General features: G+C 75.3%; 14 protein-coding genes. 2 read left to right on the top strand and 12 right to left on the bottom strand.

The window, feature by feature from the left end; all coding sequences use genetic code 11:
* Nucleotides 1-272 precede the first annotated feature (272 nt).
* Nucleotides 273-1,076, top strand: a complete 804-nt coding sequence (locus K2F47_RS06875; RefSeq protein ID WP_242901908.1) for a hypothetical protein — start codon at nucleotides 273-275, stop codon at nucleotides 1,074-1,076.
* A gap of 170 nt (nucleotides 1,077-1,246) precedes the next feature.
* On the opposite strand, the gene K2F47_RS40510 is transcribed toward K2F47_RS06875, so the two are convergent.
* From K2F47_RS40510 to K2F47_RS06845, 6 genes are all read right to left on the bottom strand, one after another.
* Complete coding sequence (locus tag K2F47_RS40510; RefSeq protein WP_308198377.1) at nucleotides 1,247-1,975, bottom strand: endonuclease/exonuclease/phosphatase family protein; 729 nt, start codon at nucleotides 1,973-1,975, stop codon at nucleotides 1,247-1,249.
* Nucleotides 1,972-2,940, bottom strand: coding sequence for an ROK family glucokinase (locus tag K2F47_RS06865; protein WP_242901907.1), 969 nt, complete (start codon nucleotides 2,938-2,940; stop codon nucleotides 1,972-1,974). Before K2F47_RS06865 ends, K2F47_RS40510 begins: the two co-directional genes overlap by 4 nt.
* A gap of 17 nt (nucleotides 2,941-2,957) precedes the next feature.
* Nucleotides 2,958-3,311, bottom strand: coding sequence for a hypothetical protein (locus tag K2F47_RS06860; RefSeq protein ID WP_242901906.1), 354 nt, complete (start codon nucleotides 3,309-3,311; stop codon nucleotides 2,958-2,960).
* A 64-nt stretch (nucleotides 3,312-3,375) separates the two neighbouring features.
* On the bottom strand, nucleotides 3,376-3,810 hold the full coding sequence (locus K2F47_RS06855) for an SRPBCC family protein (RefSeq protein WP_242901905.1): 435 nt from the start codon (nucleotides 3,808-3,810) through the stop codon (nucleotides 3,376-3,378).
* Between the two features lie 41 nt (nucleotides 3,811-3,851).
* Nucleotides 3,852-4,619 (bottom strand): metallophosphoesterase family protein, encoded by a 768-nt coding sequence (locus K2F47_RS06850; RefSeq protein WP_242901904.1) that lies wholly within the window; start codon nucleotides 4,617-4,619, stop codon nucleotides 3,852-3,854.
* Between the two features lie 106 nt (nucleotides 4,620-4,725).
* Nucleotides 4,726-5,427, bottom strand: coding sequence for a copper homeostasis protein CutC (locus K2F47_RS06845; RefSeq protein WP_242901903.1), 702 nt, complete (start codon nucleotides 5,425-5,427; stop codon nucleotides 4,726-4,728).
* A 271-nt stretch (nucleotides 5,428-5,698) separates the two neighbouring features.
* Between K2F47_RS06845 and K2F47_RS06840 the strand changes: the two genes are divergently transcribed.
* On the top strand, nucleotides 5,699-7,492 hold the full coding sequence (locus K2F47_RS06840; protein ID WP_242901902.1) for an AMP-dependent synthetase/ligase: 1,794 nt from the start codon (nucleotides 5,699-5,701) through the stop codon (nucleotides 7,490-7,492).
* A 21-nt stretch (nucleotides 7,493-7,513) separates the two neighbouring features.
* Here K2F47_RS06840 and K2F47_RS06835 read toward each other — a convergent pair whose 3' ends face one another.
* The 6 genes from K2F47_RS06835 to K2F47_RS06810 form a co-directional block, all read right to left on the bottom strand.
* Complete coding sequence (locus K2F47_RS06835; RefSeq protein ID WP_242901901.1) at nucleotides 7,514-8,173, bottom strand: SDR family oxidoreductase; 660 nt, start codon at nucleotides 8,171-8,173, stop codon at nucleotides 7,514-7,516.
* Nucleotides 8,174-8,238: 65 nt separating this feature from the next.
* A complete protein-coding gene (locus K2F47_RS06830) occupies nucleotides 8,239-9,453 on the bottom strand; it encodes a DUF1996 domain-containing protein (protein ID WP_242901900.1) in 1,215 nt (404 codons plus the stop codon).
* Nucleotides 9,454-9,487: 34 nt separating this feature from the next.
* Complete coding sequence (locus K2F47_RS06825) at nucleotides 9,488-10,123, bottom strand: DUF4142 domain-containing protein (protein WP_242901899.1); 636 nt, start codon at nucleotides 10,121-10,123, stop codon at nucleotides 9,488-9,490.
* Between the two features lie 124 nt (nucleotides 10,124-10,247).
* On the bottom strand, nucleotides 10,248-11,771 hold the full coding sequence (locus K2F47_RS06820; RefSeq protein WP_242901898.1) for an NADH-quinone oxidoreductase subunit NuoF family protein: 1,524 nt from the start codon (nucleotides 11,769-11,771) through the stop codon (nucleotides 10,248-10,250).
* Nucleotides 11,768-12,565: a ferric reductase-like transmembrane domain-containing protein gene (locus K2F47_RS06815; protein ID WP_242901897.1), complete on the bottom strand. Its 798-nt coding sequence runs from the start codon at nucleotides 12,563-12,565 to the stop codon at nucleotides 11,768-11,770. Before K2F47_RS06815 ends, K2F47_RS06820 begins: the two co-directional genes overlap by 4 nt.
* A 17-nt stretch (nucleotides 12,566-12,582) precedes the next feature.
* On the bottom strand, nucleotides 12,583-14,139 hold the full coding sequence (locus tag K2F47_RS06810; protein ID WP_242901896.1) for a M23 family metallopeptidase: 1,557 nt from the start codon (nucleotides 14,137-14,139) through the stop codon (nucleotides 12,583-12,585).
* Nucleotides 14,140-14,277: the final 138 nt, after the last annotated feature.

Raw genomic sequence — 14,277 nt, 5'->3', positions numbered from 1 at the left:
CCGCCCGGTCGGCGCCCACACGCCGAACGGCGCCGGGAACGGCACCGGGAACGCGGTGCGGCCGTCCGCGCGGGCGCGGACGGCCCGCGCATGAACGTAGGCTCGGTACGAAATCTCAATCGGGTGTGCCCCGGGGGCTTGTCCCGGGCGGCGCAGCGAATACCGTGGGACTCACGTTTCGGGGTGTCCGTGGGTGCCACCGCGTACCGCCGGGCACATGACCATCGGGGAGCGGAGGCCGTCATGCCGGTGCAGTCGAAGGAGCCGGCTCCGTGAACCGCCGTGGCAACGGGCTGAAGGCGGACACCTACGCCCCGCTGGTCGACCTCGCCCCCCACCTCGCCGACGCCATGCTCGCCGCGCTCGGGGAGGCGGGCGTCGCCGCCTACGCGGCCTCGCCGTCCGGGCTCGCCGACCTGCCCGACCTCGCGGGCGAGCCCGCCGCCGGCGACGTCCTCGACCGGCTCTACGTCGACGTCGAGATGAAGCCCGCCGCCGAGGGCATCCTGCGCGCCCACCTCGCCCGCCTGCGCGACGCCTCCGTGCGCGGCTCCGAACCCGAGACCGACCTCGCCGACCGCGACGCCGAGACCCCCGCGCCCGCGTCCCCGCCCGAGGGCGACACCGCCGAACGCGACGAGGACGCGATCTGGGCCGAGATCGTCGCCGGTTTCGACACCGCCCCCGAGGGCGACGAGAACCCCTGGCCCGACCAGGAGAACATCGACGAGCCGTCCGCGCCCCCAGCCGAGGGCGACGACCGCTCCGGCCGCCTCCCGCGCGCCCGCGTGATCGACACCGGCGAACCGCCCGAGTTCCCCCCGGACGACGACGAGGAGGGCCACTACGTCCCCCCGCCGCCGCCCCCGCTGCCGACCGCCGACCCCCTCACGAAGGGCGCCTGGATCGCGCTCATCGGCGGCCCCGTCTACCTGCTGATCACCGTCATCCTCGACTGGGAGGTGCCCGGCTGGGCCGCCTTCCTCGCCGTCGCCGCCTTCATCGGCGGCTTCGTCACCCTCGTCCTGCGCATGGGCGACGAACCCCGCGACCCCGACGACGGCGCTGTTGTTTAGTTAAGCCCCGGCCCACGCCCCTCGCCTAGCGGCTCGGGACGTGACCGTGACTTTGCGGGCGCGGAATCGCTTCGCGATCTTCCCGGCGGGGCCTCGCCTCCGGCGTCGGCCCCACCGGTCAGCTAACGCGCCCGCGTGATCACTGAGGTCGCGGTCAGGCGGTCCGAGCCTCAGGCGGGCAGGCGGAGGTCGGCGCGGAGGGGGCGGTGGTCGGTGGCCCGCTCGTGGTCGCCGTCCGGGTCCGGTGGGACGCCGCACGCGACGATCTCCACCGGCGGGTCGGCGAAGACCGCGTCGATGCGCCGCCGGGGGTCGCGGGCCGAGAAGGTCAGCTCGGCGCCGTCCGGGGCGACGGCGAAGGCGTCCTGGAAGGTCTCGGTGAACAGCGTCCAGGACGCGCCGCCCGGCTCCTCGTTGATGTCGCCCGCCAGCACGACGGGCGCGCCGTAGCGGTCGCGGGCCCGCTCCAGGTAGCCGAGGACCTCCCGGGTGTGCCGCAGGCGCGGGGCGTCCATCAGGTCGAGGTGGGTGGACGCGGCGACGAGCCGCACCCCGCCGACCTCCAGGACGGCGATCGCGAGCCCCCGGCGGTGCAGCCCCGGGACGGCGCTGAGCAGGTGGAACTCGCGCCGCACCCGCCGGACGCCCGGCGCCGACAGCACGGCCAGGCCGCACGCGCGGCGCCCGGCGGCGATGTCCATCCGGCAGGCGCGGGCCAGCCGGCGGCGCTTGACCCGCCAGTCCCAGAAGCGCGGGACCTCCTGGAGCAGCAGGACGTCCGGGCCGATGCCGCGGACGACCCGCGCCACGGCGGCCGGGTCGTCGCGCAGCGACCGGATGTTGTAGCTCAGGACCCGGACACTCCCGGCACGGGTGCCCTCGGCGCGGGCGCCTGTCACACGACCGCGTCCTCGCGGGTGCGGGCGCGGGCCAGGTCGGCGGCGCCGACGATCCCGGCGGCCGAGCCGAGTTCGGCGATGCGGATGTCGGACACGGGGCGGTGGCCCCGTCCCGTCAGAGCGTTCCCGTAGGCGGCGCGGATCGGGTCGAGGAGCAGGTCGCCGGCGTCGGAGAGGCCGCCGCCGATGATGAACGCGCCCGGGTCGAGGATGGCGCTGAGGTCGGCGAGGCCCTGGCCCGCCCAGTGCGCGACGGTGCGGAAGCACTCCAGCGCCGCCTTGTCGCCCTCGCGGGCGGCCTGGGTGACCTCGGGGCCGCTGATCCCCTCGGGCCTGCCGTCGCCGAGCTCCAGCAGCCGCCCCGCCATCGCGGGCGCGACCCGGGCGAGGTCGCGGGCCTCGTGGACGAGGGCGTTCCCGCTGGCGTACTGCTCCCAGCAGCCCCGGTTGCCGCAGCCGCAGCGCCGCCCGTCCGGGACGACGCGGAAGTGGCCCATCTCGGCGCCGATGCCGAACTGCCCCCGGTACAGCTCGCCGTTGATGATGATGCCGCCGCCGATACCGGTGCCGAGCGCCACGAGCACGATGAAGTTCTCGCCGCGTCCGGCGCCGAACTTGGCCTCGCCCCACGCGGTGGCGTTGCCGTCGTTCTCGACCACGACCGGGAGCCCGACCAGCTTCTCGACCTTCTCCTTGATCGGCTCGTCGCGCCAGGCCAGGTTGGGGGCGAACAGGACGGTGGAGCGCGTCTCGTCGACGAAGCCGGCGGTGCCGAGCCCGACCGCCGAGACCTCCTCGAACTTGCCCTTCAGCAGGTCGACGACCTCGGCGATGGCGTCGGCGGTCTCCTTGGGGTTCGTCGAGGGGGTCGGCCTGCGGACCTTCTCCAGGATCGTCCCCCGGTCGTCGACGACCCCGGCGGCCACTTTCGTACCGCCCACATCCACGCCGATGGTCAGGGCCATGTAACGCTTCCTCCTCCTCACGCGTCCCGGCAGGGGCGCGTACCGCTGTGGCGGGTGTCGGTGGGATCGCCGGCGGTGGCCGACGACCACGCGTCCCCCCGCTGCGGGCGGCCGCTCCCCTCGGGACGCGACGGGCCCGACCGATCGGACGTACCCGCCCAGAAGCCCCCTGACGCCTCCGCGTCCCGGTCGCGGCGGCCCTCCCCGGCCGCCTTGCCGAGAGCCTCGTCCACCGCCTCCTCGATGGCGGCCGCGACCTCCAGCGCCGCCGCCAGCAGGAGCCGTCCGGCCTCGCGCAGGTGACGGTCCACGCCACGCGGCTCGTCCTCGGCGGTCGCCCGGCTCCACACGTCACCCGACTGATCGGTCATGAGCACATTTTCCATCCGTTGTCGGCGAGAAACGGTATCGCCCCCGCGACAGGGAACGAACCGCTCAGCCCTCAACGTGTCGCTTGAGGCCCTTCAAAGCGGAGTCGGTGATCCGTTTCTGGGCCTTGCGCTTCACCATCCCGATCATGGGCACGCGCACGTCCACGGCCAGCTCGTAGGTCACCTCCGTGCCGCCGCCCGCCTCGGCGAGGGTGTAGGAGCCGTGCAGGCCGGTGACCACGTTGCCCTTCTCCACGAGGTCCCAGGTGACGCGGTCGTCGCCGGACCAGGTGTAGGCCAGCCCGACGGTGTCGCTGAACGGGCCACCGTCGAAGGTGAGCCGCGCCCGCGCCGCCCGGCCGTCCGCGCCCGTCTCCTGGACGGTGAACTCCCGGATGCCGCTCGCCCACCGCGGATAGCTCGGGAGATCGGCGATCACCGCCATGATCTCGGCCTTCGCCGCCTTCACGGTGATCGACGAACTGGTGCGGTCGGCCATGCGCGCTTCCCTCCGAACGGTGCCCTCCAGAGAAGTATCTTTCACACCGTCAGCACGTACGGCACCCCACTGGCCCTGAAGTGCCCCACGTTCACGCATTCGGTGCGCCCGAGGCGGACGCGGCGCGCGAGCGGCTGGTGGACGTGCCCGAAGAGCACGTACTTCGGTTGCGTGCGGTGGATCGCCTCCAGGACCGCCTCGCTGCCCCGCTCGAACCGGCGCGCGACCGTGTCGTAGAGCAGCTCGGGGACGGCGGGCGGGATGTGGCAGCACAGCACGTCCACGGCCCCGACGGCCTCGACCTTGGCGGCGTAGGCCTCCTCGTCCAGCTCGTAGGGGGTGCGGTACTCGGTGCGCAGCCCGCCGCCGACGAACCCGAACCGCAGCCCGCCGAGCTCGGCGGCCTCCCCGTCCAGGACGCGGTGCCCGTCCCGCAGGTGCGGCGCCCACAGGCGGGGGATGTCGACGTTCCCGTAGGTGAGGTAGGCGGGGGCGGGCATCGCCGCGAACAGCTCGGCGTACTGGCGGTCCACGGCGCGCTCGATGTGCGGCCACGCCTCGCCGTCGAGCCCGGCCCACAGCGTCCGGGAGAACTCCCGCGCCTCGTCGAAGCGGCGCTGGTCGCGCAGGGCGATGAAGCGGCTCGCGGCCTCCGGGCCGAACAGGTCGGCGAAGATGCCCCGCGCGTGGTCGGAGTAGTCGACGAACAGGATCAGGTCGCCCAGGCAGAGGAGGGCGTCGGCGCCGTCGGCCGCGCTCCTCAGCGCGTCCGCGCGGCCGTGGACGTCGCTCACCACGTGGATCCTCATGAACCGACTCTAAACGGCAGAGAGACGTCCAGAACGCCGCTCGCGTGCTGCTCAGCCACCGCCCGCGCGGCTCGGCCCCACCCGCGCCACCCGCTGCCCGTGCCGGTCAGGCGCCGTCGGCGGCGGCGGCGACCAGCGAGCGCCACTCGGCGACGAGCGCGGCGTCGACCGTGGCGTCCCAGGCGCCGTCGGGACGGACGGCGCCGCCCACGTGGAACGCGGTGATCCCGGCGGCGGCGAGCACCGCGACGTGCCTGCGCCGCAGCCCGCCCCCGGCGAGGATCATGCTCGCGGAGTCGCCGTCCTGCTGGGCGCGCCGGGCGAGGACGTCCACGCCCGCGTCCACGCCGCGCGCGGAGCCCGCGGTGAGCACGGTGTCGAGCCCGCCGCCGAGGCCCCGGACGACCTCCCACGCCCGCGCGGGGTCGGCGGCGTTGTCGAGGGCGCGGTGGAACGTCCACGGCAGCGGGGCGGTGACGGCGACGAGCTTGTCGACGGCGGCGGTGTCCACCTCGCCGAGCGGGTCGAGGAAGCCGAGCACGAAGCCGTCCACGCCCGACCCGGCGAGGCGCGCGGCGGCGTCCCGGAGCCGGTCGAGCTCGGCGCCGGTGGTGCGGAACCCGGCGTTGGCGCGCAGCATCACCCGCATCGGCAGGGACGTCGCCCGGCGCATCGCCTCGACGACGTCGGGATCGGGGGTGAGGCCGCCCGCGGCCATGTCGGCGGCGACCTCGATCCGGTCGGCGCCACCCTCCTCGGCGGCCCGCGCGTCGTCGGCGGTCAGCGCGATCACCTCAAGCAGCGACATGGCGATCCCCCGAGTCCCAGGTGTCCGGCGCCACCCAGGGTAGGCCACGGCGCGGCGCCCGCCACGGCCACCGGGCGGTCTTTGCCGTGCCGTTAGAACCCGCCCCCGGCGGGCGGTGCGAAAGCGCCCGCGATGCCGAGCACGCCCTGGTTGGCGGCGTTTTGCTGGCGGCCTGTTTCTTACTCGTGGGTATCATCGGCTGCGGAGGAGCCGGAGACGACTCCCCCGCCGTCCCCGGTGCCCGACAGACGACCGACAACAGGAGTGGGCCGTGCGCGAGTTCAGCGTCCCCGCGATGGTGGAGGTCCCCGACTCCACCAATCTGACCGACGCGCCCTTCACCCGGGCCGCGCGGGAACCCGGCGTGATCGTCCTGCGCCGACGCGGTGACGGCGGGGCCTGGAGCTCGGTCACCGCGGCCGAGTTCGCGGACGAGGTCACGGAGGTGGCCCGGGGGCTGGTCGCGGCCGGGATCGAGCCCGGCGACCGGGTCGGGCTGCTGTCGCGGACCCGCTACGAGTGGACGCTGCTGGACTACGCGATCTGGGCGGCGGGCGCGGTCTCGGTGCCGGTCTACGAGACGTCCTCGGCCGAGCAGATCGAGTGGATCGCCGGCGACTCCGGCCTCAAGGCCGTGTTCGCCGAGACCGACGCGCACGTCAGCACGATCGAGGAGGTCCGGGGCTCGCTCCCGGACCTCGCGCACGTCTGGGGCATCGACGCGGGCGGCGTCGCCGAGGTCGTCCGCCTCGGCAAGGACGTCGCGCGGGAGGTGGTCGAGGAGCGCCGCGCGTCCCGCGACGCCGCCGACACCGCGACGCTGATCTACACCTCGGGCACCACCGGACGTCCCAAGGGCTGCGAGATCACCCACGGGAACCTGGTGCGGACCGCCCGCAACACCGTCCAGGGCGCGATCTCCGAGATCACCATCGACGGCAGCACGACGCTGCTGTTCCTGCCGCTCGCGCACGTGTTCGCGCGGGTGATCGAGGTGGCGTGCGTCGACGCCGGGGTCGTGTTCGGGCACAGCGACGTCCCGAACCTGCTGCCCGACCTCGCGACGTTCCGCCCGACGTTCCTGCTGGCCGTCCCCCGCGTGTTCGAGAAGGTCTACAACGGCGCCGAGCAGAAGGCGGCGGCCGCGGGCAGGGGCAAGGTCTTCAAGGCGGCGGCCGAGACGGCGGTCGCCTACAGCCGGGCGCTGGACGCCGGCCGTCCCGGGCTCGGGCTCGCGGTCAAGCACAAGGTCTTCGACGTGCTGGTCTACAAGAAGCTGCGCGCGGCGATCGGCGGACGGGTCGAGTACGCGGTCTCGGGCGGCGCCGCGCTGGGCGAGCGGCTCGGCCACTTCTTCCGCGGCGTCGGCATCACGATCCTGGAGGGCTACGGGCTCACCGAGACGACCGCGCCGGTCAGCGTCAACCGGCCGACCAAGATCAAGATTGGCACCGTGGGCCCGCCGATCCCGGGCGTGGACGTGCGGCTCGCCGAGGACGGGGAGGTCCTCGTCCGCGGCGTCAACATCCTGCGCGGCTACTGGAACAACGAGGCCGCCACCAAGGAGGCCCTGGACGACGGCTGGTTCCACACCGGCGACCTCGGCTCGCTGGACGCCGAGGGCTTCCTCAGCATCACCGGCCGCAAGAAGGAGATCCTGGTCACCGCGGCGGGCAAGAACGTGGCGCCCGCGCCGCTGGAAGACCGGATCCGCGCCCACCCGCTGGTCAGCCAGTGCCTGGTCGTCGGCGACGGCCGCAAGTTCGTCGGCGCGCTGATCACGCTGGACGACGAGGCGCTGGGCCCGTGGAAGGAGCGGCACGGCAAACCCGCCGGCACGCCGGTGGACGAGCTGCGCCACGACCCCGACCTCGTCGCCGAGATCGACGCCGCCGTCGCCGCCGCGAACCGGGCGGTCAGCCACGCCGAGGCCGTGAAGAAGTACGCCGTCCTCGGCGTGGACTTCACCGAGGAGGCCGGGCACATGACGCCGAGCCTCAAGGTCAAGCGGAACGTGGTGCTGCGCGACTTCGCCGCCGAGATCGACGCGCTCTACGACTCCTGAGCCCCGGCTCCTGAACCCCGCTCAGCCGAGCGCGGCGACGGCGGCGTCGATGGGCGTGTCGCCGCCCAGCAGGTCAAGGGTGTGGCGGCGGGCCGCGGGCGCGTCCAGCAGCGCGACGACGACCGCCGCGACGTCGTCGCGGGTGACCTCCCCGCGCCCGATCGGCGGCTCGGCGAGGAGGACCCGGCCCGTGCCGGGGTCGTCGGTGAGGCGCCCCGGGCGCAGGATGAGCCAGTCGAGGGCGCCGCGCGCGCGGAGGTCGTCCTCGGCCTCGCCCTTCGCCTTGATGTAGGCGGCCCAGACGTCGTCGCGCCCGGGGGCGGGCGGCTCCCCGGCGCCCATCGCGGAGATCTGGACGAAGTCGCGGACGCCGGCGCGCTCCGCCGCGTCCGCCAGCAGCACCGCGGCGCCCCGGTCGACGGTGTCCTTGCGGGCGGCGCCGCTGCCCGGCCCCGCCCCGGCGGCGAACACGACCGCGTCCGCGCCGGTCACCACGTCGGCGACCTCCTCGACGGACGCCGACTCCAGGTCGCACAGGACCGGGCCGGCGCCCGCCGCCCGCACGTCCTCCTCGTGCTCCCGGTTGCGGATCATGCTGAGCACCGTGTCCCCCCGCGCGGCCAGCAGCCGCGACAGCCGCAGCGCGATCTGCCCGTGCCCACCCGCGATCACTACGTTCATGCCGCGATCCTACGGCCGGACGCGTCCGGGATCGGGGACGTGCGGGGTGGGCAGCGGCGGTGGGGTCAGCAGCGGCGGCCGGAGTTCACGCAGCCGACCGCGCGCCGCATCAGCTCCGGCGACATCACGTTGATGAAGTCGCCGTGGTCGGTCACGGGGTCGTGGCCCTGCTCGGGGAACGTGTCGAGCGCGAACGCCAGCGCGCGCGCCGGGACGCTGTAGGTCAGCGTCATCCGCAGCTGCGGGACGGCCCGGCGCCCCGGCGGGCACGCGCCCGTCCGCTGGTCGGGGAACACGACGTGGTCCCGGTGGTTCGCGCTGTCGGAGTTGCGGCCGTCCCAGCAGCTCGGGAAGTTCAGGACGCGCATGACGCGGCTGCCGCGCGGGCACAGCGGGTACTTGTCGGTGAACGCGCGATCCTGGAAGCCGGTGCACGTCCACTGGGAGCGGGCGTTGCCGGTGCCGTTGGTCCCGGCCTTGGCGTCGCCGGTGACGATCCGCATGAACTCCGGCATCGCGGTCACCCTGCTCCGCGCGTTGCCCGTGAACCGGAGCTGGACGGACGAGGGCGTGACGACGGAGCCGACGTTGCCGTCCTGGCGGCTCTGGCCCGCCGCGTCCGACCCGTCCTTCCCGGCGCGGAGCCGCACGACCGGCCAGTAGTAGGTCGACTTGTCGCCGTTCGTGCAGGTCGTCCCGGCGGCGGCGAGGCTCTGGTCGGTGGAGAACCCGTCGGTCGACTCGTTGCCGACGTAGTCGTGGATGTGGTGCGCGCCGTTCTGGACGCCGGGCGCCACGATCACGTTGTCGGGGTTGCTGTGCCGCTGCCCCTCGTTCCGCCCGCAGTTCGAGGTGAAGGTGCCGCGCGACCCGCCCCGGCCCTGCCCCGGCTGCCGCACGCGCGGGGCCCGGCGGATGTCGGCGAACTGGTTCCGGTTCGGCCCCTGCTTGATCCCCTGCCCGCCCTGGTTCCGCTCCTGCGGCGGCGCGGCGGTCGGCTCGTCCGGCGGGGGCGCGGACGGATCGGCGGGCGGCTCCGTGGAGGGCTCGGCGGACGGGCCGCCGGGTGGCTCCGCGGTCGGGTCGGCGGACGGGCCGGTGGACGGATCAGCGGTCGGATCGGCGGTCGGCGGGTCGGAGGACGGCGGATCGGACGGTTCGGCGGCGAGCACCGCGCGGCCCCCGATCGGCGCGGCCCCGGCCGGGGGCGTCCCGGCCGCCGTCGCGACGAGCGCGAACGCCGGGACGATCGCGGCGAGCGCCTTCTTCCTTCTTCCCATGGAAAGACTCCCTTGGTGCGAACGAGAACGCCATTCAATGCAGGGCCGACTTGGTCACCAGGCCCGTGCTCTCCAGCAGCGACATATGGGTGTTGACGAACTTCAGCGCCCGTTCCGCGAAAGCGCGGATCTCGGTGTTCTCGCTTTGCGCGCGGACCGTGGCGATGACGCTGAAGACCTGCCCGTGCGCGGCGCGCAGCCGCAGCACGAAGGTCCGGTCGTAATCCGCCCCGATCTTGGTCGACAGCTCGCGGAGGTAGCCGCGCTGGGTGCCGTTCGGCTGGTTCGGCAGGATCACGTCGAGCCGCTGCGCGGTGGCGCGGGTGTCGGCGTCCAGCCGCATGTGCTGCTCCATGATCATCCCGGCGACCTCCCGGACCCGGGGGCTGGAGGCGCGCTGCTGGGCCTGCTGGCCTGCGGGCATCTCCCACAGCCCGGCCTGCCGGACCTTGACGAGCAGCGTCCGGTCCAGCGCGCTGAGCCGGCCCCAGCGGGTCTCCGCCGTGCCGCCGCGGGACGCGCCGTCGGCGGGCGCGCCACCGTAGGCCGGGCGCAGGACCACCGCGGCGGCGCCCGCGACGGCCGCCGTCACCGCGAGGATCAGCAGCGCACGGCCGAGGCGGTGCCGGCGGCGCCGGCGCACCCGCGCGAAACCGTAGCGTTTCCTCAAAACGGCTTCGTCCTCCTTTCAGAAATGTCGCCGGACGGACCCGGCGCGGGTCGCCAGGAGGTACGCACCACGCCGGGAACGAGGTTCACCGATTCGCAGCAGAAAATCGTGAAAGATTGGCCGGTCATGGACGCCTCGCCGGGCGGCCCGCGTTTCCCGCGATTCCGCCGGTGACGCGCAGCGCGAGCGCGGGGCACATCGCGACCGCCTTCTGCACGTCGCGTTCCATCCAGGCCGGGATGTCGCTGCCGAGCACGACGGGGAAGCCGTACCGGTCGAGCTGGATCAGCTCCGGGACGAGGTAAGCGCACAGCCCGTGCCCGTCGCAGCGGCTCCAGTCGATCGCGAGGCGGCCCTCGTCGCCGGTCGGGACGGGCAGCGGCAGCACCCCGTAGGTCGGCTGCCCGCACGTCCCGTCGTGCCGGTGGATGTCGATGTCGCCCGCGAACGCCTCGATCGCCGACAGGACGAACTTCGCGGTGCCGTCGGGGTGGGTGCAGGCGCCCCGGCCCCGCCCGACGCCCGCCGCGCGCCGCACGTCCTCGACCGTCCCGGACCCGTCGGCGAGCGCGGTCAGCGACCGGACGACGTCCGGCAGCCCGAGCCGGCACGGCCCGCACTGCCCGGCGGACTGCGCGGCGAGGTAGGACGCGATGCGCGCGACCTCGCCGAGCGGGCACGTCCCGCGCGCGAGCGGCAGGATGATCCCGGCGCCGACCGTGCCGCCCACCCGCCGCATCCCGGCGCGCGACAGGACGGCCCGCGCGACCGCGGCCGGGTCGAGCCACATGCCGTGGTAGCCGCCGACGAGCACGCCCGGGGACGGCGCGACCTCGCAGTGCTCCAGGACGGCGCGCAGCGGCGTGCCGAGCGGCGCCTCGACGACCCGGGTGCCGCCGACGGTGAGCAGCGTGGTCCCCGGCTCGTCCTCGGTGCCCGCCGACGCGTACAGGTCGGGGCCGAGCGAGACCAGCACGGCGAGCTGTGCGAACGTCTCGGTGTTGGAGAGCAGCGTCGGGCAGCCGTCCACCCCGGACTCGGCGGCGCGGACCTTCACCCCCGGCGGGATCGGCGTCTCCCCGTTGATCGCGCGGACGACCGCGCCGCTCTCCCCCGAGATGAACCGCTCGGTGAGCCGGACGACCCGCGCGGGCATCCGCCGCTCGGCGATCGCGGCGCGGACCGACCGGGCGGCCTCGCCGTCCTCGACGGCCACGACGATCCGCCGGGTGCCGAGCGCGGCCGCGGCGATCTGCGCGCCGTCCAGGACGAGGTGCGGCGCGCGGCCGAGCAGCACCCGGTCCTTGGCGCTGCCCGGCTCGCCCTCGGCGCCGTTCACCACGACCACGACGTCCTCGCTGGGGCCGCGCTCGCCGCGCCGCTCCCCCGGCAGCGTCGGGACGTCATCGAGGCCCGGGTGGCGCACGCGGGCGGCGACGGCCGTGAGCTTGCGGGCGAACGGGAAGCCCGCGCCGCCCCGGCCGCGCAGGTCGACCTGCTCGGCCATCTCGACGAGGTCGGCGAGCCCGGGGGCGCGCAGCCGGCCGTGGACCGCGAGGTGCCGGGCGAGGTCCAGCCGGTCGAACCGGTCGAAGCCGAGCGTCAGCCGGGGCCCGCCGAGATGGGAGACCGCGACCGGCGGCGTCATCGGATGACCTCGGTGTCACGGCCGCGCCCGTCCGGCGGCACGCGCATCCCGCGCGGGTCGGCGACGGTCGCGCGCGAGCCCGAAGCCGCGCGGGATCCGGGCGCCGCGCGCGAGCCCGGGGCCGCGCGGCGCTCGCCGGCGTCCTCGCCCGCGCGCCGCACCTCCCGCGGCTTCACCACGACGATCATGCGGGTGAGCAGCGCGAGCGCGACGCCCGCGACGCTCAGGACGTAGCTGAGCACGACCCAGTTCGCGGCGACCCGTCCGGCGGTGAGGCCGTGCACGATCGCGAGGGGCCAGGAGACGTAGGAGACGGCGTGCATCGTCCGCCACACCCATGGACGGCCGCGGAAGGCGAACCGCGCCCGCATCATGCCGGTGACCACGACGAGCAGCATCAGCTCGAACGCGAGCGTGCCGAGGCCGACGGGCCCGAGGCCGGGCACCGCGATCTGCGCCGGGGACGCGAGGCCCCCGAGCACCTTCACGGCGATGTGCGCGACCACCATCGCCACCGCGAGCACGGCGGACGCGCGGTGCACGCCCTGCGCCAGCACGCGGTGCCGGATGCCGAGGATCAGCCGCTCGGTGGCCAGCAGCCCGCTCATCACGGCCGTGGTCATCGCGAGCAGGGTGAAGACCCCCGCGTAGTAGGAGAGGAAGTACTGCACGTTCGCCGCGACGGCGGCGCCCGGCGGGGTCGCCGCGCCGACCAGGACCGCCACGGCGCCGACGAGCACCGCGCGCAGGGCCCAGGAGGGGACCACGGGATCTTCGCTGTTGCGTGTTCGCACCGCTCGGACTCCTCTTCTCAAGACGCGGACGGCGACGGCGCGCCGCCCGGTTCCGCACGACCCGGCTTGCCGTCGCCCGGCGGGGTGCCGGGGAGCGGCGACGGCGGCGGGTCGTCCGCCGCCGGGACCGGGCCGAGATTGGCCAGCAGCCCGCCCGGTAGGACCTGGAGGTCGCCGCGTTCGGCGAAGCCGAGGAGGGGCTCGGCCCGCTCCCGGAACGTCCAGCCGCCGATCCGCGCGCCGTCCAGCGGGACGGTCCCGGCGCCGCGCCGCAGATCGAACCCGACCTCGGGACGCGGCGCGGCCGCGCCGCCGCAGGGCAGGTCGGAGCCGGTCCGCCCGATCGGCTCGCCACGCCCGACGACGCTGCCGTCGCGCAGCCGCGGCACCGACCGCACCCGGTAGTAGGTGGTGGCGAGGCCGCTGCCGTGGACCACCATGACCAGCGCGCGGCCCGCCGCGTCGCCGCAGAACCGGTAGAGCCGTCCGGCGCCGGACGCGAGGACGCGCCCGTCCCCGCCCGAGAACGCCAGCGAGCCCAGGGGGCGCGCGGTCGCGCCGCCGGGCGGCTCCCCGGCGGACATCGCCCAGACCGCGCCGCTCTTCCACGGCAGCATCAGCCGGTCGCCGGTGCGGCTGCCGTTGACCAGCGCGTTCGCCCGCTCGGCGGTGAGCCCGGCGTACCGGCGCAGCGCGCCCGCCTCGTCCGCCGACATGAGCGTCGCGGGCATCGCCGCCAGCAGGCCGGGGAACGCCGCGCCGCCCGACAGCCCGACCTCCCACCGGCCGCGCCGCCACCGCGCCGCGAAGAACGCGATCTCGGGGGTGGCGGCGCTGGCGGCTGGTACGGGGATCGCGGTGGTGCCGAACGCCCATGTCCCGTCGGCGCTGGTGCGGGCCGTGTCCACGACGGGCGGGCGGGACGGCGCGGCACCGTAGGCGCGGCGGGCGATCTCGCCGCGCTGCTCCAGCGTCAGCGCCCGCACGCGCGCGGTGAGCGCCTCCGGATCGGGCGCGGCGGGCGTGCCCGGACCACCGGACGGCCCGGGAGCGCGCCGCGGCACCTGACGCTTGTCCGGTTTGGCGCGTTCCTTACGGCCTCGTACCGGACTGTCGTCCCCCACCGTGCCGGACGCGCCGACGGTGCCGCCGTCCAGCAGCGCCCGCTCGGCGACGCCGAGCAGCGACAGCCCGACGACGCAGGACAGCACGATCGCGCCGATGCTCAGCCGGTCGGGCGCCCCCCGCCGTCCCCCGCGCGGCCGCGCCCGGGGCCCCGGAGCACGCCGCCCCCGGTGCCCACCCGAACGCCGCCGCTCCCGATCGCGCGGGGGTTCGGCAGGACGCCGGGGCTCGGCTCTGCGCCGGGGTTCGGTGGGGCGCCGCCGCTCGGCCTTGCGGGCCGGGTCGGACCAGCCGGGTTGCTGGGCCCACCAGGAGCCCTCGGGCCAGCGCGGTTCCTCGTCCGGACGCCTCGGGTTCGATGGGGGGCTCGCCGAGGGGCGCGCGGACGTCCGCGCGCGAGATGAAGCATGCGCGTGCCGTGACGCATGCCGGGTGTCGCGTCGCACCATGCCCTCTCCTGTGGAGGAGGGGAGGGCTCGGCGAACGCCGACCGGTTCCCTGCCGCGCGTGGCGGCCGTTCCGCTGAGACGTCGAGGTCGCGGCGCGGGAGCCCGCTCCGCTCCCACCGCTGCCTCGTGGGCCCTCGC

This window comes from Actinomadura terrae (assembly GCF_022751215.1).
GTDB classification, from domain to species: domain Bacteria; phylum Actinomycetota; class Actinomycetes; order Streptosporangiales; family Streptosporangiaceae; genus Spirillospora; species Spirillospora terrae.
Note: the sequence above shows the minus strand (reverse complement) of the source record. Positions and strands in the feature narration are given on the sequence as shown.